The 24,929-nt window shown below is 70.8% G+C and carries 8 protein-coding genes; 6 read left to right on the forward strand and 2 right to left on the reverse strand.

All coding sequences use genetic code 11. From position 1 onward, the window contains the following. Nucleotides 1–68: 68 nt before the first annotated feature. The 5 genes from ACIPC1_RS25120 (at nt 69) to ACIPC1_RS25140 (ending at nt 18,793) form a co-directional block, all read left to right on the forward strand. Complete coding sequence (locus ACIPC1_RS25120; RefSeq protein WP_402520544.1) at nt 69–8,813, forward strand: type I polyketide synthase; 8,745 nt, start codon at nt 69–71, stop codon at nt 8,811–8,813. Next, nucleotides 8,810–14,248: a type I polyketide synthase gene (locus ACIPC1_RS25125; RefSeq protein WP_402520546.1), complete on the forward strand. Its 5,439-nt coding sequence runs from the start codon at nt 8,810–8,812 to the stop codon at nt 14,246–14,248. Before ACIPC1_RS25120 ends, ACIPC1_RS25125 begins: the two co-directional genes overlap by 4 nt. 46 nt (nt 14,249–14,294) lie before the next feature. Next, nucleotides 14,295–15,962, forward strand: a complete 1,668-nt coding sequence (locus ACIPC1_RS25130) for an NAD(P)/FAD-dependent oxidoreductase (RefSeq protein ID WP_402520548.1) — start codon at nt 14,295–14,297, stop codon at nt 15,960–15,962. A gap of 14 nt (nt 15,963–15,976) precedes the next feature. After that, on the forward strand, nt 15,977–17,746 hold the full coding sequence (locus ACIPC1_RS25135; RefSeq protein WP_402520550.1) for an NAD(P)/FAD-dependent oxidoreductase: 1,770 nt from the start codon (nt 15,977–15,979) through the stop codon (nt 17,744–17,746). Between the two features lie 357 nt (nt 17,747–18,103). Further along, nucleotides 18,104–18,793: a TetR family transcriptional regulator gene (locus ACIPC1_RS25140; protein WP_402520552.1), complete on the forward strand. Its 690-nt coding sequence runs from the start codon at nt 18,104–18,106 to the stop codon at nt 18,791–18,793. Nucleotides 18,794–20,013: 1,220 nt separating this feature from the next. On the opposite strand, the gene ACIPC1_RS25145 is transcribed toward ACIPC1_RS25140, so the two are convergent. Both ACIPC1_RS25145 and ACIPC1_RS25150 read right to left on the reverse strand, forming a co-directional pair. Further along, a complete protein-coding gene (locus ACIPC1_RS25145; protein ID WP_402520554.1) occupies nt 20,014–21,750 on the reverse strand; it encodes an MFS transporter in 1,737 nt (578 codons plus the stop codon). Nucleotides 21,751–22,157: 407 nt separating this feature from the next. Then, nucleotides 22,158–22,748 carry a TetR/AcrR family transcriptional regulator gene (locus ACIPC1_RS25150; RefSeq protein WP_402520556.1) on the reverse strand — a complete coding sequence of 197 codons (591 nt, stop codon included), beginning with the start codon at nt 22,746–22,748 and terminating at the stop codon, nt 22,158–22,160. A 406-nt stretch (nt 22,749–23,154) separates the two neighbouring features. Here ACIPC1_RS25150 and ACIPC1_RS25155 point away from each other — a divergent pair. Then, nucleotides 23,155–24,929: 2-oxoacid:acceptor oxidoreductase subunit alpha (locus tag ACIPC1_RS25155; RefSeq protein WP_402520558.1), on the forward strand; the 1,775-nt coding region annotated here is incomplete at its 3' end.

Consider the following 24,929-nt stretch of genomic DNA (forward strand, 5'->3'; position numbering starts at 1 on the left):
GACGCCCCTCCCGCCACCCGGGCTTCTCTCGTCACCAGTTCGTCCGCCGCACTCCATGAGGGGGATCCATGCCCGCCCGCAACGGAATCACCACCGATCCGGCCATAGCACTCGTCGGCATCGGGTGCCGTTACCCGGGAGGCGTGGTCGATCTCGACTCCTTCTGGCACGTACTTCGGGACGGTGTCGATGTGATCGGGGAGATCCCCCCTGAGCGATGGGGTCCCGAGTACATCAGCGAGGACGGGTCCGCGCCGGGCACCGGGTACTGCCGCTACGCCGGTGTCCTGCCCGGGCTCGACCAGTTCGACGCGGACTTCTTCGGCATCTCGTTCCGTGAGGCACGCGAGATGGACCCGCAGCAGCGGCTCCTGCTCGAAGTCTCGTGGGAGGCACTGGAACACGCGGGGCTCACCAAGCCCGGCCTCGCGGGGTCCCGCACCGGCGTCTTCTTCGGCATGCTCGGCATGGACTACACCCTGCTGCACTCCAAGACCCGCGGCGTGAAGGGCATCGACCCCTACTACGCCAGCGGCAAGGAGTTCAGCTTCGCCCCCGGCCGCGTCGCCTACACCCTGGGACTGCACGGGCCCGCGCTCTCCGTGAACACCGCGTGCTCCTCGTCCCTGGTGGCGGTGCACCTGGCCTGCCGCAGCCTGGCCAGTGGCGAGGCCGACACCGCGCTCGCGGGCGGCGTCAACGTCCTCGCCGCCCCCGAACTCTCCATCTTCATGAGCAAGGTGCAGGCCCTGTCGCCCACCGGGCGCTGCAAGCCGTTCGCGGCCGACGCGGACGGCATCGTACGCGGTGAAGGGTGCGGCGTCGTCGTACTGAAGCGGCTCGACGACGCACTCGCGGACGGCGACCGGGTGCTCGCGGTCATCCGCGGCAGCGCCTTCAACCACGACGGCCGCAGCGCCGGCCTGACCGTCCCCAACGCCTCGGCGCAGAAGTCCCTGATCCAGGACGCGCTGGTCCGGGCCGACGCCGGCGCGAACGAGGTCGCCTATGTGGAGACGCACGGCACCGGTACACCGCTCGGGGACCCGATCGAGGCCTTCGCGCTGTCGGAGGTGTTCGGGCCCGGCCGGGACCCTGGGCGCAAGCTCCGCATCGGCTCGCACAAGGCCAACTTCGGGCACACGGACGCCGCCGCCGGTGTCGCCGCTCTGATCAAGACCGTGCTGACCGCGCGGCACCGGGTGGTCCCGCCGCAACTGCATCTCGGCACCCCCAACCCGGCCATACCCTGGGCCGACGGGCCCCTGAGCATCTCGGCCGAGGCCAGTCCACTGGACGCGACCGAGGACACCCTGTTCGGGGTGAGTGCCTTCGGTCTCAGCGGCACCAACGCCCATCTGCTGCTCTCCGCCCCGCCGGAGCCCGAGCCTCTCGCGGCGCCGCGAGAAGCCTCACCCCGGGTGCTGCTGCTGTCCGGCTCCACGGAGGCCGCGCTCCAGGAACGGGCGCGGGACCTGGCCGGCGCCCTCGACCTCAGCGGTGAACGGCCGCCCAACACCCTCGGCTCCCTCGATGACGTGCTGCACACCGCGGCGCTCCGGCGCACCCACCACGAGGCGCGGGCCACCGTGATCGGCGCGGACGCCGAGGAGTTGCGCGCCTCGCTGCGCGAGCTGGCCGGGGGAAACCCCGACGAGCGCACCATCACCGGGACCGCCGAGCCCCGGCGGCGCCACCGGACCGTCTTCGTCTTCTCCGGGCAGGGCTCGCAGTGGCGCGGTATGGGCCTGGACCTGTGGGATCGCGAGCCGGTCGCCGCCGCCAGTCTGGAGCGCAGCGACGCGTTGCTGCGCGAGGCCGGTCTCCCCGGCCTGCGCGAGTTGTTCGGCGAGAGCGACCTCACTGCCACCGAATTGGCCCAACCCGCGCTCGTAGCACTGCAGTTGGCGATCGCCGAGGTTTGGCGCGCCCGCGGGGTGGAGCCGTCCAAGGTCGTCGGACACAGCCTCGGCGAGATCTCGGCCGCGTGCTTCACCGGCGCGCTCGACCTGGCCACCGCCCTCGGCCTGGCCATCCGGCGAGGGCGGATCATGAGCGCCGCCGCGGGCACCGGGCGGATGCTCGCGGCGGCGCTGTCCGAGGACGAAGCCCTGCAGGCGGTCGCCGGAACCGGCCGAGCGGTCACCGTCGCGACGGTCAACGGGCCGAACTCCACGGTGCTCGCCGGATCCGAGGAAGATCTGACGGCGATCGCCTCGCTGCTGCGCGAGCGCTCCGTCACCACGCGGTTCCTACCCGGGGACTACGCGTTCCACAGTCCGGCCATGGCTCCCTTCGCCGAGGAACTCCTGGGCGAACTGGGCGACTTGACGCCCAGTCCCACACCAGAGGCGTTCGTGTCCACCGTCTGGCCGGACGAGCCCCCGGCCCTGCTCGACGCCACGTACTGGGCCGCCAACGTGCTGCGCCCCGTACGCTTCTGGCCCGCGGTGCGGGACCTGCTTGAGGACCGTGGCGCCGACTTCGTCGAGATCGGCCCGCACCCCACTCTCGTACGACCCCTGACCGACGCCCTCAAGTCGCTGCGGCGCCAGGGCGTCGCGGTCGGCTCGCTGCGCAGGGACGCCGACGGGCCCGCGGTGCTACTCGCCTCTCTCGCCGAACTGCACTGCGCGGGCGCCGATGTCCGCTGGGCCGAGCTGATCCCGGGCCGTCTCACGGAGCTGCCCCGGCACCCATGGCAGCACGAGTCGTTCTGGCTGCCCGGGGTGTCCCCCGGCACGCAGTACGTCCCGGGCGCGGTCCCCGACGCGGGGCCCGCACCGGCCCGGCTCTCCGTGCAGTTGCTGGATCCGACAGGCAGGCCCCTGGGACCCGCGCACCAACTCGACCTGAGCGGGACGCCCACCGGCGGCCCCGCGACCACCCCGGCGGAGACCTCCGGCTCCGCCGACGACTCCCGTGTCACGGTCCCGACCCCCGACGGGGCCGACCGGGAAGCCGTCCCGTCCGCCACCGCCCCGCTCCATCCCCCTGCGGGAGCCGTGGCGGACGGGACAGGGAACGCCGCGGACGCGGCCTCGGTCCCGGCCGACGGGGCCGGGACCGATCGCGACCGCAGGACGTTGATGCGGCAGACGTCCGAGATCCTGGGCGAGATCCTCGGCCAGGACCCGGGCCGGCGCATCTCTCCCCGGCGCGGCTTCGCCGATCTCGGCCTGGACTCGCTGAGCATCGTGGAGTTCGTGGACCGCCTCGGGACGCGACTCGGCATGGAGATCCCGCTCTCCATGCCCTTCGAACGCCCGTGCCTGGACGACCTGGTGGACCATCTGCTGCCGCGGATCGCCGCGCGGAAGGCACCGGAGGCACCCGCCTCACCACCGGCCCCGGCACCGGCACCCGCCTCACCACTGGCACCGGCACCGGCGACCGCCTCACCCTCGGCACCGGGCACAGCACCCGAAACAGCCCCGGCCGCCGACCCGATCGCCATCGTCGGCATGAGCTGCCGCTTCCCCGGCAGTCCGTCGGTGCGGGACTACTGGCGCCTGCTGCTCGACGGCCGCGAGGTCATCCGTGACGTGCCGTCGGACCGCTGGGACGGCAAGGCGTTCCTTTCCGACGGCGCGTGGACGCCGGGCACCATGACCTCGCTGCGCGGCGGCTATCTCGACGACGTACGAGGCTTCGACGCGGCCTTCTTCCGGATCTCACCGCGTGAGGCGCGCAGCCTGGACCCGCAGCACCGGCTCTTCCTCGAAGTCGCCTACGAGGCCCTGGAGGACGCCGGGGCGACCAGGGACCGGCTGCGCGGTTCCGCGACCGGCGTCTTCGTCGGCATGAACAGCTCGGACCACGCCCAGCACGTCGGCAGCCAACTCCAGGACGTGGACCTCTACTACGGCACGGGAAACTCCTTCGCCGGAGCGTCCGGGCGGCTCTCCTACTTCCTCGGCCTGACCGGACCCAGCATGGCGGTGGACACCGCCTGCTCCTCCTCCCTGACCGCGGTGCACCTGGCCATGCAGAGCCTGCGCCAGGGTGAGAGCGACCTCGCGGTGGCCGGTGGCGTCAACGTGATCCTCAGCCCGGTGATCCCGGTGTCCGTCTCGGCCGGCGGCGCGCTCTCCCCCAGCGGCCACTGCCGCACCTTCGATGAGGCGGCCGACGGCTATCTGCGCGGCGAGGGTTCCGGAGCGGTCGTGCTCAAGCGGCTGTCCACCGCGCTCGCCGACGGCGACCGCGTCTACGCCGTACTGCCCGGGAGCGCCGTGAACCAGGACGGCGCAAGCAGTGGTCTGACCGTGCCGAACGGCACAGCTCAGCGTGCGCTCATCCAACAGGCCCTGGACCAGGCCGGGTTGTCCGGACATGACGTCGGTTACGCCGAGGCGCACGGGACCGGAACCCCGCTGGGCGACCCGATCGAGCTGCGCGCCCTCGCGCAGGCCCTGCGTCCCGGGGCGGGCGACGGCGCGCCCCTGCTCGTCGGCTCGGCCAAGCCCAACATCGGGCACCTGGAGGCCGCCGCCGGTATGGCCGGTCTCATCAAGGCGGTCCTGTCGGTGCACCACGGGCGGATCGCCCCGCACATCGGGGTCACCACCGCGCCGACCAGCCAAGTTGCCTGGGAAGAGCTGAAGTTGGAGATCGCCGAGGGCCGCGAGCAGTGGCCTGAGAAGGGGCGGCGCCGGATCGCGGGAGTCAGCTCCTTCGGCTTCACCGGTACGAACGCCCATGTACTGGTCGCCGAGCCGCCGGACGCACCGCGCTCCCCCCGCGAGGCGGACACCGAGCCCCCGGCGCGCTTCGCGCTACCGCTCTCCGCCGCCCAGGCCTTCGCACTGCCCAGCGCCGCCAAGCAGTACCTGACGCTGCTGGAGTCGGACGACGCGCACACCCTCGCCGATCTCGCGTACACCGCTTCCGTACGCCGCAGCCATCTGGACCACCGGGCCGTCGTGGTCGGCCAGGACCTCGTCGGGGTCCGCTCGGCCCTGCGCGCCCTGACGAAGGGCGAGGAACACCCCGGGGTACTCGCCGGCTCGGCGGAATTGGAGCGCTCCTGTGTGTTCGTCTTCTCCGGGTTCGGCTCCCAGTGGCCCGGGATGGGACGCCAACTCCTGCAAAGCGAGCCGGTGTTCAGGGGTGCCGTGCTGCGCTGCGAGGAGGAGATGCGCAAGTGGATCGCCTGGTCCCCGCTGGCCTCGCTGCGCGGTGAGCCGGACAGCCGCCCGTTCGACGAGGGCATCCCGCAGGAGTTGATCTTCGCGGTGCAGGTCGGCCTGGTCGAGCTGTGGCGCAGCTGGGGCGTGGTGCCCGAGGCGGTCGTCGGGCACAGCATGGGCGAGGTCGCCGCCGCGTGGGCCGCCGGGGCACTGACCCTGGCGCAGGCCGCGGAGATCCTGTGCCTGCGCTCGCGGCTCCTGGACACGATCATCGGCACCGGTGGCTCGATCGTCGTCGGGCTGCCCCGGCAGGAACTCGCGCCGTATCTGGTCCTGTACGAGGACAAGTTGGGCATCGCCACGATCAACGGCCCGCGCACCACCGTGGTCGCGGGGGACCTCGACGCCCTCGACGAACTGACCCAGGAGCTGGCCGAGGCGAATGTGTTCGTCCGCCGCATCAAGGTTCCGGTCGCCCCGCACTCACCGCTGATGGAGCCCTTGCGGGAACGGCTGGTGTCCGGGCTCGCGCATCTGGTGCCCTCCGAGACCCGTATCCCGGTGTACTCCTCCGTGGCAGGCGGCGAGGTACCGGGCTCCTCGCTCACCGCCGAGTACTGGGGCCGCAATCTGCGCGACACGGTGTTCTTCCAGGACGCGGTGAGCGCGGTCGACGACCCGCAGGACCGGGTGTTCGTCGAGGTGTCCCCGCACCCCGTGCTGGTGTCCGGCACCGAGGAGTCCCTGGCGGAGGCCGGGGTGAGCGGTCCGCTCGTGCTGCCCTCACTGGTCCGCGACGAGGACGAGGTGGGTTCTCTGCTGGCCTGCCTGGGCGCCCTGCACGCGCACGGCGTCCCGGTGGACTGGACGGCGTTCGCCGGTCCCGGTCGCACGGTCGTGGATCTGCCCGCCTATCCGTGGCAGCGAAAAGAGCACTGGCTGCCGGATCCGCCGGTGGACCGCGCCGCCCCGTCGGGCTCCCTGGTCGGGGCGCCGGTGCGGCCGGCGACCGCGTCGTGGACGGCGCTGCTTCCGGTGTCGGTCGACGGCACCCGCAGCCCTTGGCAGATCTCCGCGGCTGGATCCCGTACGACGGTGTCGGCGGCCGCGCTCCTGGAGGCGGCCCTGTGCAGCGCCGCGGCGACGGGCTCCCCGGCGCCGGCGCTCGACGACGTCCGGTTCGGCACGCCGCCCCGCACGGGCGGCGACAGCAGGGCCGAGCTCCAGGCCGTGGTCGACACGCGACAGGGCAGCGTGCTGCTGCGCTCGCTCTCCGCGGACGCCCCGGCCGATCCGGCACTGAGCGCAGCCGTGCAGGCGCCGGGCGCCGCGCCGTCGAACGCCGTCGACCTCACCGCAGTCGTGGACGACGAGCCCCTCCGGGCCACGCTGGCCGACGGCTTTCCCGCACTGGGGGTGCGGTCGGCCGGCAGTGGACCGGGGGCCGCGGAAGTGACCGTGGAACTGCCCGACGGCACCTCCCGCCATCGACTGCCCGCCGATCTGCTGCGTCTGGCGCTGCGCCTGGTCGCGGACGGCTCGGCCGAGCGCACGGAACCATCCGGCGGGGAGTCACTGCCCGCGGCCGTCGCGTCGGTCCGGTGCAGGGCAGCGGTCGAGGGCACCGTACGGGTGTACCGGGGCCCTGTCCGCGTCGGTGCGGACGAGCTGCCGGAAGCGGACGTGACCGTACTCGACGCCGCGGGACGGGCCGTGGTGGAGCTGACCGGGCTCCGCCTGGCCGCCTCCCCGCCCCCGGCCCGGCCCGACGCCGACCGGGACCGGATGGAGGGCCTGCTGTATCGGATGGTCTGGAGCCCCGCGGGGCAGCGGCCGACCGACCGTGACGCCACCGACGTCGCGCCGGCGACGCGCTGGCTGGTGTGCGGTGACACCGAGCATCTGGCGGGGACAGTGGCCGAGGAGCTACGGGCCGCGGGCTGCGAGGTGCGCCGGGTGCGTTCGCTGGGCGCGGCACGCGGTGGCGGGGGTGACGACGATCTCGCGCTGGACCCGGCCGACCGCGAGGCGTGGGAGACGCTCCTCGCGGTGCACGCCAACGAGACCACCACCGGCATCTGCGATCTGTGGCCGCTGGAGGACCTCGACTCGCGCCCCGACGGATGGCGCGTCACCACCGCGCTCACCGCCGCGCTGGCCAACACCGAGAGCGCAGCGCCACGGCTTTGGCTGGTCACCCGGAACGCGTTGCTGCCCACCGGCCACGAGGGCTTCCCCGACGGCAACCAGGGGGCGCACGCCGGACTCGGCCGCACTCTCGCGATGACGCGGCCGGACGCGTGGGGCGGGCATGTCGACCTGAGCCGCGGCAGCGCCGAGGAACTGCGCACGCTTGTCAGCCGACTGCTACGCGCTCCAGGAGATGAGCACATCCGTGTGGAGCACTCCTCGGTCCAGGTCGGGTCACTGATCCGTGCCGAGGCGCCGGACCTGATCCCGCACCGGGCGTTGTCCGCCGACCGCTGGCATCTGGTGACCGGCGCGGGTGGCACTCTGGCTCCCCCCACGGTGGACTGGCTGGTCGGTGCAGGTGCCCGGAGGATCGTGCTCGCCGACACAGAGCCCGCGGGCGAGGAACGGCTGGCCCATGAGGACCGGATCGCCGCCTGGCGCGCCCTGGGCGCCGAGATCCGCACCGTGCGCACCCACGGCTCCCGGGAGGAACTGGCTGAGCTGATCGAGCAGTTGCGGGCGGATGTCGGAATCGCGGGGGTGGTGTGCGCGGGCGCTCCGGGGGCGGCGACCCCGCTGGAGGAGACCACCGACGCCGCCCTGCGGGCCGAGTCGAACCGCGCCGAGACAGCCGAGCTGCTGCATCGGTTCACCGCCAAGGACCCCGTACGCCTCTTCGTCCTCCTCGGCTCCGTGCCGGGCACCTGGGGCGGTGCGATCACGGGCGCGGCCGCCCCGTCCGACTGGTCGCTGCGGGCGCTGGCGGCGCGGCGCAGGGCCTCAGGGCTGCCCGTGGCGCATGTCGAGCTGATGCCTCTCGAAGGCAGCCGGCTCCTCGACGAACGGACGATTTTACTGCTGAAGGCGAGCGGGGTCGCACCACTGCGCGAGCAGGACCTCGTCACCGCGCTGGACCTGCTGGCCTGGGACAACACGGTGCACGCGTGCGTGGCCGACGTCAACTGGGAGCTGTTCGGGAGCGCACTCGCCGACGCCCCGCACCGGGAGCTGTTCCGCGCGGTCCTGGGGGTCGCCAAGCGCGGCGGCGGCACGGCTTTCGTGGCCGGGCTCGGCGATCTCGACCCCGCGCAGCGCCGCGACCGGATGCTCGACTGGGTCTGCGCCCAGGTCGCCGAGGTCCTCTGCCTGCCGGAGGACGACCTCCAGGCCGAGCACGGCTTCTTCGAGCTCGGGATGGACTCGGTCATGTCTCTCACGCTGCGGCTGAAGCTCTCCCGGGAGCTGGAGACCGAGCTGTCCTCGACGGTCGCTTTCGAGCACCCCACCGCACTGGCGCTCAGCACGCACCTCCTTGAGCTGCTCGGACATCCGGCCGACGATCCCGGCTCCACGCCCATGGCCACCACGGACCCGGGCGAGCACGACGATCCCGGCGGAGCGGACGACCTCGACGACGACGAATTGCTACGCCAGCTGGAGTCGGAGATCTCCGACTCACTGAAGCTTGGGTTTGAGGAGAACCGATGACGAAGAGCCAGCCCGGGCAGGCGAGCCAGGATGTCCTCCGCGGCCGCCTGAAGGACTCCCTCGGCACTATCCGCAGCCTGCGCGCACGGGTGCAGGAACTTCAGAAGCCACAGCCACTGGCGGTGATCGGTCTCTCCTGCCGGCTCCCGGGTGGAGCGACACCCGCGGAGTTCTGGCAGTCGCTGTCCGACGGCCGCGACTCGACCTCGGAGTTCCCCGAGGAACGGCACTCGGTCGCCGGTTTCTACAACCCGGACCCCGACCACCCGGGCACCGCGTACACGCTGGCAGGGAACTTTCTCGACGGGCCGGTGGACACCTTCGATCCGACCGTCTTCGGCATCTCGCCCCGTGAGGCGGCGGGCATGGACCCGCAGCAGCGCCTGGTGCTCGAACTGGCTTGGGAGGCCATGGAGAACGCCTGCCTGCCCCCGAGCGGCCTGGAGGGCAGCCGGGTCGGGGTCTTCCTCGGCGCCAGTACCAGTGACTACGTGCGAATGCGTCAGCAGAAGGGCGCGATGGCGGACGTCGACGCCTACCAGCTGATCGGCGAGCCGAGCTTCCTGGCCGGGCGCGTCTCGTACACCTTCGGGTTCCAGGGACCCAGCATGGTGATCGACACGGCGTGCTCGTCCTCGCTCGTGGCGCTCGAGCAGGCCGTCCTGTCGCTGCGGTCCGGTGCCTGCGACACGGCGCTGGTCGGCGGGGTGAACCTGATGCTGTCGCCGTACGGCTTCGTGCTGGTCAGCAAGTTGCGCGCGCTGTCGCCCGACGGCCGGTGCAAGACGTTCGACGCCTCGGCGGACGGATACGCGCGCGGCGAGGGCGGCGCGCTGTTCGTGCTCAAGCGGCTGAGCGAGGCCGAGGCCGCCGGGGACCGCATCCTGGCCGTGGTCCGCGGCGTGGCGACGGAGCACGACGGGCGCAGCAGCGGCCTGACGGTCCCGAACCCCTCCGCACAGCAGAACGTCATCAGCTCCGCGCTCAAGGACGCCGGCGTCGCCCCCGCCGAACTCACCTACGTCGAGGCACACGGCACCGGCACCCCGCTGGGCGACCCGATCGAGCTGAAGGCCCTCAACGCCGTCACCAGCGCCGGCCGCCCGGCCGAACGGCCGCTGTTGGTCGGCTCGGTGAAGACCAACATCGGCCATCTGGAGCCGGCCGCCGGGGCCGCGGGTCTGCTGAAGGTCGTCCTGGCCCTCCAGCACGACACGCTCCCCCGGCATCTGCACCTGGACAACCCCAGCGCCCAAGTCCCTTGGGACGCCATCAACTTGAAGATCACCACGGAGAGCACCAGCTGGCCGGAAGGGCCCCGGATCGCCGGCGTGAGCAGCTTCGGCGCCAGCGGCACCAACGCGCACGCCGTGATCACCGAGGCACCGCAGCCCGTCCCCCGGGAGGGGACGCCCCGCAGGATGGGACTGCTGACCCTCAGCGCCAACAGTCAGGAGGCGCTGCGCGCCATGGCGACGGCGTACGAGGCCCCCGTACGGGAGGCGGATCCGCGCACCCTGTCGGACATCCGCTACTCGACCCACATCGGGCGGGCCCGGATGAAACATGGGCTGAGCGTGACCGGCGACCGCGAGCAACTCGCCGCGGGACTGGCCGCGTTCGCCGCGGGCGAGCGGGCCGAGCAGGTGACGGCGCACTCGCCGACGGGCACCAAGGCACGCCGCCTGGGCTGGCTGTTCACCGGCCAGGGCTCGCAGTACGCCGGGATGGCCTCGGGTCTCGCGGCCGCCGAGCCGGTCTTCGCCAGTGCGCTCGCCGAGTGCGTCGAGGCCCTGGACCAGCACCTCGACGAGCCGTTGGGCCCGGTCCTGGAGGGCAACGGGGACAGCGAGCGCATCGGCCGCACGGGCTTCACGCAGCCCGCGCTGTTCGCCGTCGAGTACGCGCTCGCGAAGATGTGGACGTCCTGGGGGATCCGCCCGACCGCACTGATCGGGCACAGCCTGGGCGAGATCACCGCGGCGTGCGTCGCCGGTGTGCACTCGCTCGAGGACACCGCCCGCCTGGTCACGGCCCGCGCCCGTCTCATGGAAGCGCTGCCCGCGGGCGGCGTGATGGAGACCCTGGTCTGCGACGAGGAGACGGTGCGCGCGGCGGTCACCGAAGCGGGACCGGTACCGCAGGTCGCACTGGCCGCGGTGAACGGCCCCACCGACGTGGTCCTGTCCGGCCCCGAGGAACAGGTGGGCAAGGTGATCGGGCTGCTCGCCGAGCGCGGCGTCAAGCACCGCCGCCTCGCCGTCTCGCACGCCTTCCACTCACCGCTGATGGCCCCGATGCTCGACGAATTCCGCAAGGTGACCGAGAGTTTGACGTTCCATCAGCCGAAGTATCCGATCATCTCCAACGTCACCGGCCGGGAGTGGGGCCCCGAGCAACTGCGCGCCGCGTACTGGTCCGAGCACGTCCTGGCACCGGTGCGCTTCGCCCAGGGTGTCACCACGCTGTACGAGACGGGCTGCCGTACGTTCCTGGAGCTCGGCCCCGCGCCCGTGCTTCTCGGCCTCGGGGCCCGCTCCCTGCCCGAGGACGGCGTCGCCTGGATTCCGTCGCTGCGCCGGGACCGCGAGGACGCCCACATCGTGGGCCAGGCGCTGGGCGCCCTGCACCACCGCGGCGTACCGGTCGACTGGAACGCCGTGCACAGCGATGAGCGGCCGCGCCGTACCCCCCTGCCCACCTATCCGTGGCAGCGCGAGCGCTACTGGTTCAACGACGAGGTCCCGGGCGGCAATCCGGAGCTCGCGGCCGACAACACCCCTAGTGCGCTCTTCGAGGGCCATCTGCTGTCCGGCTCGCCCACGTTCTCGCCTCGACTCGACGAGCTGTCCGAGATGTTCGTCCAGACCGGCCCGGACGGCCGCCGGTCCGTGTCGGCGGGCGGCTTCTGCAACTGGGCCCTGGCCGGCGCCGCGAAGCTCCCCGGCGCGCAGCCCCGGCTGGTCGACCGCTTCGTGGTGGGTGAGCCGCTGCTCCTGGACCCCGAGCACCGTCCGGCCCAGATACGGGTCTATGTGCTGCCGCAGGACGACGAAGGCCGCTCCCTGTTCCTGTGCTTCTCGCGGCACGGCGTGGAGTCCGCCGAGAGCGGGAGCTGGCGGCTGCACGCCCGCGGGGTCCTGGTGCGCCGTCCGACGGACCCACGTCCCTCCGACGGCGATCTGGACGCCGTACGGGCCCGGTGCGTGCTGGTCGACCCCGCCGACGTCGCGGTTCCCGGCTGGGCCGAGCCGGTCCTCAACGAGGTCTACCAGGGCTCCGGCGAGGTCCTTGCCGAAGTCAACCAGATCGCCGAGGAGCTTCCCCGGGGCGCTCTGCTCGACCTCACGCTCGGGCTGCTGCGCCAGTCGCAGAACGCACCCGATGCGGGAGGGGCCCCCTCGCCCACGGCGACGCCCGGGGGAACCCGCCGCTACATCCACGGCTGGCTGGACCCGGCCGAGGAGGACGGCGAGCTCCGTGGCGGCCTGGAGATCCTGGGCTCCGACGGCAGCGTGCTGATCATGATGCGCCATGTCCATCTGCGGTCGACGATGCCTGCTCCGCAGGACGTTCCGCGCGGCGCGCGCGAGGAGACCGTCTGGGAGCAGGTCTGGCAGCAGGCCGACCCGGCGACGTTCACCGAGCGGAGCCTGCGCGACGATCGGGTCCTGCTGATCGGCGGGGACGGCCCGGGCGTCTCCGCGACCGGCGCGGACGCCGGCCTGCTGGGCGCCGTGTCCAAGCAACTCACCCTTCGCGGAGCGGAGGTGAGCCACGTCGAGGCGTCCGTGGACGCGGCCCTGCGGGCGCTTGACACCGGCCGGCCGTTCGGGCATCTCGTCCTGCTGAGCGGCCTGGACGTGCCGGTGGCCGGGTACGACGCCGCGTCGGCGGAGCAGGTCCGGGAGCGGGCGGAGCACGTGTTTCTGGCCGTCACCCGGAAGTTGGCCGTCGAGGAGGCAGCCACCCAGTTGTGGGTGGTGACCCGGGGCGCCCAGTGGACCGGCCCCGAACAGAGCGAATTCTGCCTGCCGACGGCCCCGTTGTGGGGTCTGGGCAAGGTGGCCGCCCTGGAACACCCCGAGCTGTGGGGTGGTCTGCTCGACCTGGACCCGGCGGGCGCGGCGGACGAAGCGGAGCAGATCGCCGGGCTCATCACGATGCGGACCGCCGAGGACCTGACGGCCCGTCGCGGCGGCGCGGTCCTGGTACCGCGGCTGGTGCCGGTTCCCCCGGGCGACGAAGGGACGGAGCATCCGGTACCGCACCTGAGCGACCTCGGCAGCTACCTCATCACCGGCGGCCTGGGCAGCCTCGGCCTGCTGGTGGGCGAGTGGCTGGCGCGGACCGGCGCGGGCGCCGTCGTCCTGCTCGGCCGCACGGGCCTGCCGGAGCGCGCGGCCTGGGACGACCCGGCCCTCGACGACGCCACGGCGGCCAAGATCGCCGGCGTCCGCCGGATCGAGACGCAGGGCGCCGAGGTACGCGTGGTGGCGCTCGATGTGGCCGACGAGACCGCACTGCGGTCACTGACAGACCAACTAGGCCTGTCCGGAAGGCCGTTGCGCGGTGTGGTGCACGCGGCGGGCCTGTCGGAGCCGCAGTTCCTGCGGGAGAGCGACCCGCAGACGTACGACCGCTGCCTGCGCCCCAAGGTGGACGGCACCTGGGCGCTGCACAACGCCACCGTCGACCAGAACCTGGATCTGTTCGTCTCCTTCTCCTCGATCGCTTCGGTCTGGGGTTCGCAGCACCTGGCGGGGTACTCCGCGGCCAACGCGTTCCTGGACTCCTTCGCGCACTTCCGACAGCTCCGGGGCCTGGCCGCCACGACGGTCAGCTGGGGTCCGTGGGGCGCCGCGTCCGGACTCGCGGACGACTCGGTGATGGCCTTCCTGCGCTCCATCGGGCTGCACCAGCTCAACCCCGAGCACGCGCTCGAGCTGCTCGGGGAGGCCGTGGTCGACGGTGTCGCCAACCGCACGGTGTGCTCGGCGGACTGGGAACTGTTCCGCGACCTGATGGAGGCGCGCCGTGAACGGCCGATGCTCAGCGGGATACGCAGCGCCCCCGTCACGGACGGCGCACAGGACACCGAACTGGCACCGCTGACCGCCCGGTTGATCGGCCTCGGCCGCGAGGAGCGCCTCGACGAGCTGAACCAGTACGTCCGCGTCCAGCTGTCGGAGATCCTGCGGATGGAGCTGAGCACCCTCACCGAGGACACCCGGCTCGCGGACATGGGCCTGGACAGCCTGATGGTGATGGAGCTCATCAGTCGCTGCCGGGACGATCTGCGCCTCGACATCAACAGCCGTGACTTCTTCGCCTGCCCCGGCATCGACTGGGGCTCCTTCCTTCAAGGGCTGCTCGAGAAGAGGTATCCGGCCCCCGACGAGGCCGGTCCACAGCAGCCGGCAGACCTGACCTGACGGCCAAGAACCACGCCTTCTCCCCCACCCTGGAGGAACGAGCATCATGCAACCGCTGCCCGCACCCGACCGCCCCGGCGAGACTGTCCATGACGTCGCCGTCCTGGGCGCCGGAATCGCCGGTTCCATCCTCGCGGCGATCCTCGCCCGTAACGGGGTGAAGACCGTCCTGGTGGACGCCGGGGCCCATCCCCGCTTCGCGGTGGGCGAGTCGACCATCCCGTACACGTCCGTGATGCTGCGGATCCTGGCGGCGCGCTACCGAGTGCCGGAGATCGCGCACCTGAGCCACTTCTCCACCATGCGCTCCAAGGTGTCCTCGAACTCCGGCCAGAAGCGCAACTTCGGCTTCGTCTACCACCGCGAGGGCCAGGCCCAGGACCCTCACGAGATCAACCAGTTCGTGATCCCGGTGGCACTGTCCACCGAGTCCCACATGTTCCGCCAGGACGTCGACGCCTACATGTTCAATGTCGCGGTGCGCTACGGCGCGGTGCCGCGGCTGAACACCCGGGTGTCGGACGTCGATGTGGACGGCGCCGGGGTCACCCTCGCGGTCGCCGACGGGCCCGACATCCGCGCCCGGTACGTGGTGGACGCGAGCGGTCACCACTCGCCGCTGGCGCAGAAGTTCGGGCTGCGCGACGAGGTGCCGCAGCAGCGCACTCACTCGCGGACCCTCTTCACCCACATGGTCGGGGTCCGCCCGTACGACGACTGCCCGGCCGGGCGGGCGCACGACAACCCGAGCCCCTGGCACCAGGGCACCCTGCACCATGTCTTCGATGGCGGCTGGGTCTGGGTCATCCCCTTCGACAACCACCGGGGCGCCACCAACCGGCTGTGCAGCGTCGGTCTGACCCTGGACCCGCGCAAGCATCCCAAGACGGATCTGCCGCCCGAGCAGGAGTTCGCGCAGTTCCTGGAGCGGTTCCCCGCTGTCGCCCCACAGTTCCAGCACGCGAAGGCCGCCCGTCCCTGGGTGTCCACCGGCAGGCTGCAGTACTCCTCCAGCCAGGTCGTCGGCGACCGCTTCTGCCTGACCTCGCACGCCGCGGGATTCGTGGACGCGCTGTACTCGCGCGGCCTGACCAACACCACGGACGTGGTGAACTCGCTGGCCTGGCGGCTCATCGAGGCGACCAAGGACGACGACTTCTCCGCCGAGCGGTTCCGCCATGTCGAGACCCTGCAGCAGGGGCTCGTACGCGCCCACGACGAGGTGGTGGCGTCCTCCTTCACGTCCTTCCGGGACTACGGAATGTGGAACGCCACGTTTCGTATGTGGGCCCTGGGGACGGTGCTCGGCACGCTCAACGCCCAGGACGGCCTCGTCCGCTTCCAGCGCACCAAGGACCCCTTGATCTGGCGGGAGTTGGAGGCTCAGCCGCACCCCGGCGCCCTCTTCCCCGCCAGCGTCGGCTTCAACAAGATCACCGACGCCGCCTGGTCTGCCTGCCGGGACGTCGAGGCCGGTCTGATGACACCCGACCGGGCCACGGGCGAGCTGTTCGACCTGCTTCAGGACGACGCCTACGCTCCCCCGCCGTTCGGTCTGCACGACCCGGCGAACCGCTTCTACAACCCCAACCCGGCGCGCATGCTGCGCACCATGCACTGGGCCAGGCGCGGGTCCGCGGCCGCGGACACCGGACCGGTCGTCGCCAGCGCACTCGGCGGTTTCCTGCGCTCCCGGTTCCGCAAGAGCTCATGAAGGAGGACGGACCCATGCCCCTGGAGGAACACGCGGAACGACCGGCAGCCCGAGGTCCTGTGAATACGACGGGTCGGTCCTGGGCCGAGGACGCCGAGTCGGTGGGGGCGGCCGAGTCCGCCCTGCCCTTCGAACCGGCCGACGGGCCGCCGCCCCCGCCCGGGCGCGCGGCGCGGCACACCGTCGCCGTGCTCGGCGCCCACCTGGGCGGCTCCATGCTCGCCGCGATCCTGGCCCGCGCCGGGATCGACGTGGTCCTCGTGGACTCGCCCCACGACGCCGGCACCCCGGCGGGCGAGACCACGGTCCCGTACACCGCTGAGGTCTTCGAACTGCTTGCACGCCGCTACGAGATCCCGGAGCTGTCCGCGCTCGGGCACTTCGGGCAGCTTCCCGAGGAGCTCCGGAAGACCTCGGGGGTCAAGCGGAGCATCGGCTTCGTGTACGCGCGGCCGGGCAAACGCGTACGGCCGCACCAGGTGGTGCAGTTCAACGTGCCCGGCGAGCACGGCGAGTCGCATCTGTACCGCCCCGACGTCGAGGCCTGGGTGCACCGGCTCGCCGTCGGCTACGGAAGCAAGGTGCCGCAGGGCCGCCCCACATTCACCGAAGTGCGGGGCGAGGCAGGCGAGTTCACCATCGAGCTGGCCGACGGCAGCGCGGTCGGGGCCACGTTCGTGGTCGACATGTCCGGGCCGGACGCGCCGATGCTCAAACGTCTGGGCACGGGCCCTGCTCTGCGTCCACTCCGTCACTCGTCGCGGGTGCTCACTGCGCATCTGCGGGGTGTGCGCCCGCTGGAGCAGCGGGTGGACCCCGGCGCGGGAGGGACGCCGTGGACGGGCGGTACGACCCAGGTGGTGTTTCCCGGCGGATGGATCCAGCTCGTCCCGTTCGGGGATCAGCGGAGCGGCGAGGCCTCCCTGACCAGTGTGGCGGTGAGCCTCGACGCCAAGCTGTGGCCGCAGCGCTCGGCTTCGGCAGAGGACGACTTCGACCACCTGATACGTCAGTTCCCGGATCTGGAGTGGCAGTTCGAGCAGGCCACCGCGGTACGTCCCTGGGCGAGTGGGGAGCCCTGGCAGTACGGCGCCAACACCACCGCCGGCAAAGGCTTCATCGTCCTCGACCGCTCCGCCGTACGCTGCGATTTCACGCTCTCCCGTGACGTCACCCTGACCGCGGAGCTCGTCCACGAGGCGGCGGCACACATCATCGCGGCGGCGCTCGACGGCGACTGGTCCACGGAGCACTTCCGGGCGCTGGAGACATTCCAGGCGTCCCTGATCGAGCACGGGGACCGACTGCTTCGCTCGGCACTCACGGCCACGACCGACTTCCGGCTGTGGAACGCCTTCTGCCGGGTCTGGCTGCTGCACTCCATGTTCGCCGCCCTCTCTCTCAAGCGGGCACGCAATGACGCCCTGGCCAGCTCCGGCCGACCGGACCGGTGGCGGGAGTTGGAGCACTACCGGGGCGCCGGCATGTGGTTCCCCGTCTACCCGGGCTTCGTTGCGCTGTTCGACGACATGGAACGGCTGTTGCGGCAGGTCGCCGACAACCGCCTCGCACCGGGCGGAGCGGCGGAGCGGATTTTCGGCCAGTTGCGGAACGCCTGCTTCATCCCACCGCTCTTCGCCTTCGGTGACCCCACCGATCGCTACTACAACTTCACTCCGTTGAAGCGAATCAAGGTACTGCTGTGGGCCAAACGCAGGGCTCCTTACATGGTCCAGCGGGTCCTCACCCCAGGGGCCACCGTGCTGCCCAGCGTCGAGCGGTGAGAGGGGAACTCGCGGGTTCCCGAGGAGAATTCGCTGGCCACTGAAACAATCTCGTGAATTCCTGAGGGGATCCCGTGGGTCGCTGAAGGAATTCCGGATCAGGAGCCGTCGCCCCGCGCACGCTCGTATACGAGAGCGGCGGGGCGGCGGCTCCGCGCTGCGTACCTCTGCCCGTCGCCCCGTTCCCGTCCCGGTGCGGACCTCTGATCGGATCAGGCCAGCGGCCGTACCGCCACAGCGACGCCTTCTCGACAACCGTGCGAGGTGCCGGAATGCTCCCTACCGGGGAGTCATCCCATCTGGGATGCTGGTACCGTCGATTTCCACGAGACATGAATTAATACCCGAAGGGGGCCCATGAGCACCGGAAACGGGACTCGCTGGGTGGAGGAGGCCGACGCCCCGAAGGGCGACGGGGCCCACGGTGTCCAGCCGCCCTCGCCCCGCGGCGGCCGACGCCCGGGGCAGACCAGCACCAAGGAGCAGATCCTCAGCACGGCGCTGGAACTCTTCGCGGCCAAGGGCTACTCGGGCACCACCATGCGCGGCATCGCCCAGCAGGCCCAGGTCGACCCGGCCTTGATCCACCATTTCTTCAGTAACAAAGAAGGAGTTTTCCAGGATTCGGTCTCGTCCCGTCTCGACGTGTCAGCCCTCTTCGACTCCCTGACGGACCCCGGGACCGAGATATCCGTGGAGAACCGCGGTGAGCAGGTCGCCCGAACCTTCCTCTCCTTCTGGGAGGACGAGTCGACCCGGCCCGCGATGATCGCGATCTACCGTACCGGCCTGTCGGACGAGGCGACCTCGAAAACCTTCCGGGACCAGATCGAGGGCAGCTTCGCTGCGTGTGTCCGGCGGCTGGTTCACGAGGAGACCGACCGGACACCGGCCCTCACCTCACTTGTGTCCGCGCAGCTGGCCGGACTCGTGATGCTGCGGTACGTCCTCCGGGTCGAGCCGCTGGCCTCGCTCGACTTCGAGGAACTCCTCGACTGGTTCGTGCCGGCCCTCGAAGTGCACTTCGACCGGCTGTCCAAACCCTAGTCCTCCCTCCGGGGCAACCGTCTCGGTGTGCGCCAGGACGAACACGCCCCGCCCTGCCGCGACAGTCGCGGCCAGGGCGGCCAGCGCGCCGGGGATTTCCGTGACATAGCGGTCCCCGAGGACAACGACACCGATGACAGCTGCAAACACGGGATTGACGAGGGTGAGGGTGGCCAGCGGAGCCTCGAGGCCGCCCCGGTAGGCCAGTTGGCACAGGACGAGGCCCACGACCGCCAGACAGACCACGCCGACCGCGATGAGCACCGCCGAGAGCGGGAGCCGTATCCGGGCGCCCTCTCCCGTCAGCTGCAGAACGGCCGTCTGGGTCAGGGCCGACGCGGTGGCGAAAGCGACCCCTGCCGCGACCGCGTACCACAGGCTGCTGGTCATCGTCCGCCGGGCGGCGGCAGCCGCCGCCGTCGCGACGCCGAGAGCCACAGCGGTCAGGGCGGCGACGCCCGCCACCTCCGGCGGTTCGAGCACGTGGCTCGCCTCGGCGGAGCGGGTGAGGATGAGCAGTCCGGCTATGCCGGTCACGGTCAGGGCCGTGCCGGCGCACTGCACGGAGGTCATGCGGCGGCGCTCTATGGCCGCGGACAGCAGAGGCGCCGCGACAAGGGTGAGTGCGCCGAGCATCTGCACGGCGATGAGCGAGCCATGGCGCAGGGCCGCCGTATGCAGCACCGCGCCCAGCGAGTTGAGCAGCAGGGCGACCCACCACACACCCGAGCGGGAAAGGCTTCGGCGCCCTCGCTCAGCACCTCTCCTCGAACCCCGGCCCGGTGAGCCGGGGGCGTCCGGCACGTGCGACCGTGGGGAGGCGGAGCGTCCTCGCAGCCTCGCCACGAGGGTGCTGCGCCGGCGGGGTATCGGGGTGCCCCCTGCTCGCACCGAGCCGACAGCTCGCGGCGGCCCGTGCCAGGCGTCCCGCACCCGGCCGGGGTCCGACGACGGGCGATCGGCGGCTCGCGCGGCCGCCGCCCGCTGTGCGACGGCCGCGGCGGCATAAGCCAGGGCCGAGGTCACGCCGAGCGCCAGAACCGGGAACACGGTGTTCACGGTGTTCACGGAGTCCTTTCACCGCACGGTGCGCGGGCGTTGGGATACGCACAGAGGACCGGGGGTGGTGTCTCTCCCCCAGTCCCCGGCCCCGGCAGCGTTCGCCGGGGCTTCGCTCGGCCCGCCGCGGTCATGGTGCCGAGACCCGCGGGCAGGTCCGGTCAGGCGCCTCCCGGCACGTCCTGGACGTCCTCCGGGCGGATCTTCGGCAGGGCGAGCACGAGCAGGCAGGAGAGACCGAAGCAGCCGATCTGCCAGTACACGACCTGCTCGAAGGAGTCGCTGAAGTTGGCCTTGCGCGCTTCGGGCACCGCCGTCCCGGTCACCGCGTCCTGCACCTTCTCCTTGACCTCCTGCGGCGCGGGGCCGTTCGCCATCTCCTCCTCGATGCGCGCGCAGCTCTCCGGCGTTCCGGTGAGGTCCTTCTGGTTCATGCGGTCGTGGAAGCAGGTCTGGAACGCCGCGGTGACGTTCGCCTGCTCGGTCTCGGACAGCCCGGCCACCGCGAGCTCGCGGCGCAGTTCGGGCAGCGCCGAACGGCTGGCATCGTCGGCGTTCGAGCCGAGCAGCCCGTAGAAGAGGATGCCCGCGACCGCGATGCCGATGGCGATGCCGACCTGCTGCACGGTGGCGAGCATGCCGGACGCGGACCCTGCCTCGCGGGAGCGGATACCGGCCAGGATGATCCCGGTGCACGGAGCGAGGAAGAAGCCGCCACCGAGTCCGGCAATCATCAGCGAGGGGATCAGCTGGTAGCCGCGCAGGTCCGAACCGGCCCAGTGGAGGGTCCCGATCACACCTGCCATGCCGACAAGGAGCAGTCCGGTTCCCACCGCGAGGGTCTTGGTGCCGAGCTTCCGGACAACGGCCGCCGAACGGGCGGAGCCGACCGCGATGAGCACGGCGAAGCCGAGGCTGACCACGCCCGCGGAGATCGGGGTGTAGTCGAACCCGATCTGCAAGGTCATGAAGAAGGTCATGAAGAACGACGGGATACCGGCGAAGAACACCACGCTGATCAGGAGCCCGACGGTGAACGACCGCTCCTTGAAGAGCCCGGTCGGCACCAGAGGGGACTTGTCGGCCCGCTTCGACAGCCGGTTCTCGTACACGAAGAACTCGGCGAGCAGCAGCGGGCTCAGCGCGAGAAGCACCAGGCTCCAGCCCGGCCAGTCGTGCTCACGGCCGATCACCAGCGGCAGGATCAGGCTGAAGAGGCCGGCGCTCAGGATCGTTGCGCCCGTGACGTCGAGCCGTCGCGCACCTCCCGCCGAGGACTCGGGGATCTTGGCCATGCCGAGGAACAGGGCGATCAGTCCGACAGGCAGGTTGACGTAGAAGATCGCCCTCCAGTCGGTACCGAGGACGTCCATGTCGATCAGCCAGCCGCCGAGCACCGGCCCGAGCACGGTTCCGAGGCCCACCGAAGCGCCGTACATGGCAAGCGCCTTGGGGCGCTCCTTCGCCGAGAAGGTTACCTGGATGATCGACAGGACCTGCGGGAACATCAGGCCGGAGCACAAGCCCTGGAGCACCCGGGACCCGATGAGGAAGGCCGAACTGGGAGCCGCCCCGCAGAGCGCCGAGGCGATGGTGAACCCCAGCATGCCGATCAGGAAGATCTTTCGGCGGCCATAGATGTCGCCGAGGCGGCCTCCGGTCACGAGGGCGCAGGCGAACGCGAGCGAGTACACCGCGACGACCAGCTGGATCTCGGCGAAGGTGGCGCCGAGATCGCTCTGCAGCGAGGGCAGGGCGACCATCGTGATCGTGGTGTCCAGCATCTGCATGAAGATCGCGGACAGCGCGACCGCAAGGACCACCCAGCGTGCCGGGCTCCCGGTGTCACCCTGGTCGGGCGGGGCCGTCGTCTTCAGGCCCGCAGCAATCGAATCCATGTTCCCCTCCTGGGTCCGCCGCCCACTCTCCGATGGCAGCGTCCTGCGAATTATTCACTCTCCAATGAAGTCTACGAGTAATGAATTATGTTCCGCAAGCTCGATGGACGCGATCCGGACACCGACGGTCCGCTCAACCTCGCTGGTTGCACACCGATTTGACGCGGGACAGCACAGGCGGCCAGGCCGCGAGCACACACGGAGCGAGCGGTTGCGGAGCGGGAGGGACCTCCGAGTCCGGCCGCACCGAGCGCCCGGAAGGCCACGAAGTCAACAGACACCGAACCGGTTGACGTCGCGATGCCGCCCGGGGCCCCGGCCCCGGGGAACGCGCGGAGGCAGAACCGAAGGACGAGGGGCAGGGTGAAGCAGAACCCTGGGAACAACGGAGCTCGAAGAGGCAGAACCTAGAGAGCGTCGGGGCGGCCGCCGGTCGCCGGGCTCGCGGCGAGATAGGCGGCCACGACCGGGGTCAGTGCGCGCACCAGCTCACTGCAATCGCCACCCACCGTCAACTCGGGCGGAAGCAGATCCATATGACGAGCCGTCACCACACCCACGAACAGACTGCTGATCAGCGCCAGCCGGATCTCGTCCGCAGCCACGCCCGCGACACCTTCCGGAACCAGCGACTGACTCATCCGCTCCCTGGCGACCGGAAGATCCGGCACGGAGCGCAGAACGCCGAGGATGCGCCGCTGCTGCACCGGGTCGCCCCAGTCGGTCGCGGCATGCCGCAGCAGCCACTCCGCCGCCTCGGGATCCCTCCGGTCCATGGCCTCCTGGAGCACACCGGCCGGCCTGACCGTCTCCGCGACCACAACGGTGAAGAGTCCCTCCTTGGAGCCGAAGTAGTGCGCGATCAGCGCTGGGTCGCAGCCCGCGTCCGCGGCGATGCCGCGCAACGAGGCCTTACGGTAGCCGACTTCTGCGAAGAGATCCGCGGCAGAGCGCATGATGGCCTGCCGGATTACGGATATGCCTCTAGCCTCTGCCACGGAGCACTTCCTCTCCATCACGAGTCCCCCGAAGGACGTACTCCCGCCCCGGTGCCGACGAAGGCGCCCGCGACCTGCGAGAGCGTGCAACGTCACCCTTGACGATAATTCACCCGCCAATGAAGTCTACACAGAGTGACTTCTATGGTCAAAGCTTCCCGCCCTTCGATCATCCCCAACTCCCCAGAAAACAGGGGACGTTGATGATCCATCAGCATCCGCCGACACACCCGCCTCAACAACGCCCACGCTCACCCCCAACCCCCTCCGAACAATTCAACGTCCATTGAAATAATCGGAGGATGCCCCTAGGCTCACGGCGGGCGCCCAACCCTCGTCAGTGCGACGGCTATGCGGGTGCATACCTGCACACGCGCATTCCGCCCCAGGGAGAGGCACTTTGCCGGTGACGAAACAAACAGAGCGGCTCGATCGAGTCATCATCCGCTTCTCGGGCGACTCGGGCGACGGTATGCAGCTCACAGGTGACCTGTTCACGTCGGAGACGGCGTCGTTCGGCAACGACCTGTCGACGCTGCCGAACTTCCCGGCCGAGATCCGAGCGCCCGCAGGCACCCTGCCAGGCGTTTCCTCATTCCAGCTGCACTTCGCGGACCACGACATCCTCACACCGGGCGACGCGCCGAACGTCCTGGTGGCCATGAACCCCGCGGCACTGAAGGCGAACATCGACGACGTGCCGCGCGGCGGCGAAATCATCGTCAACACCGACGAGTTCACCAAGCGGGCGATGCAGAAGGTCGGCTATGCGAGGAGTCCGCTGGAGGACGGTTCGCTGGACAGCCACCGTGTGCACCCCGTCCCGCTGACGACGCTCACCGTGGAGGCGCTCGCGGGCTTCGCACTGGCACGCAAGGACGCGGGACGATGCAAGAACATGTTCGCGCTTGGCCTGTTGTCGTGGATGTACCACCGTCCCACCGAGGGCACGGAGCGGTTCCTGAAGGCCAAGTTCGCGAAGAAGCCGGAGATTGCGGCTGCCAATATCGCGGCGTTCCGGGCGGGCTGGAATTTTGGTGAGACGACGGAGGATTTCGCGGTCTCCTACGAGGTCGCCCCGGCCTCCTCCGCCTTCCCGGCCGGCACCTACCGGAACATCTCCGGGAACCTGGCCCTGTCGTACGGCCTGATCGCCGCGAGCAAGCAGGCAGATCTTCCCTTGTTCCTGGGCTCGTATCCGATCACGCCGGCCTCGGACATCCTGCACGAGCTCAGCAGGCACAAGAACTTCGGCGTACGGACCTTCCAGGCGGAGGACGAGATCGCCGCCATCGGGGCGGCGCTGGGCGCGGCCTTCGGCGGCTCCCTGACCGTCACCGCCACCTCCGGCCCGGGTGTCACGCTGAAGTCGGAGACGATTGGTCTCGCGGTGTCGCTGGAGTTGCCGTTGCTGGTGATCGATATCCAGCGGGGCGGGCCTTCGACGGGTCTGCCGACGAAGACGGAGCAGGCGGATCTGTTGCAGGCGATGTTCGGGCGTAATGGTGAGGCGCCTGTGCCGATCGTGGCTCCCCGGACTCCGGCGGACTGTTTCGACGCCGCACTGGAGGCAGCCCGTATCGCGGTCACTTATCGCACGCCGGTGTTTCTGCTTTCCGATGGCTATCTGGCCAATGGCAGTGAGCCGTGGCGCATCCCGGACACCGACGAACTCCCCGATCTGCGGGTGCAGTTCGCGCAGGGGCCCAATCACACGCTGGCTGATGGCAGCGAGGTGTTCTGGCCCTACAAGCGTGACCCGCAGACCCTCGCCCGGCCGTGGGCGATCCCGGGCACACCGGGCCTTGAGCACCGGATCGGCGGCATCGAGAAGCAGGACGGCACGGGCAACATCTCCTACGATCCCGCCAACCACGACTTCATGGTCCGCACCCGGCAGGCGAAGATCGACGGCATCGCCGTCCCGGACATGGACGTGGACGACCCGTCCGCGGCGGCCGACACCCTTGTCCTGGGCTGGGGTTCGACCTACGGACCCATCACCGCGGCGGTACGGCGGCTGCGCGCGGCCGGGGAGTCCATCGCGCAGGCCCACCTGCGCCACCTCAACCCCTTCCCGTCCAATCTGGGCGCGGTGCTGAAGCGTTACGACAAGGTGGTGATCCCCGAGATGAACCTCGGCCAGCTCGCCACCCTCATCCGGGCGAAGTACCTGGTGGA

The organism is Streptomyces sp. NPDC087263 (genome assembly GCF_044744645.1).
In the GTDB taxonomy this organism is placed as follows: domain Bacteria; phylum Actinomycetota; class Actinomycetes; order Streptomycetales; family Streptomycetaceae; genus Streptomyces.

Bases quoted from the DNA above. Each gene is read 5' to 3' on its own strand.
- ACIPC1_RS25145 (WP_402520554.1), bottom strand. From the start codon at position 21,750: ATGGATTCGATTGCTGCGGGCCTGAAGACGACGGCCCCGCCCGACCAG.
- ACIPC1_RS25140 (WP_402520552.1), top strand. From the start codon at position 18,104: ATGAGCACCGGAAACGGGACTCGCTGGGTGGAGGAGGCCGACGCCCCG.
- ACIPC1_RS25120 (WP_402520544.1), top strand. From the start codon at position 69: ATGCCCGCCCGCAACGGAATCACCACCGATCCGGCCATAGCACTCGTC.
- ACIPC1_RS25125 (WP_402520546.1), top strand. From the start codon at position 8,810: ATGACGAAGAGCCAGCCCGGGCAGGCGAGCCAGGATGTCCTCCGCGGC.
- ACIPC1_RS25130 (WP_402520548.1), top strand. From the start codon at position 14,295: ATGCAACCGCTGCCCGCACCCGACCGCCCCGGCGAGACTGTCCATGAC.
- ACIPC1_RS25135 (WP_402520550.1), top strand. From the start codon at position 15,977: ATGCCCCTGGAGGAACACGCGGAACGACCGGCAGCCCGAGGTCCTGTG.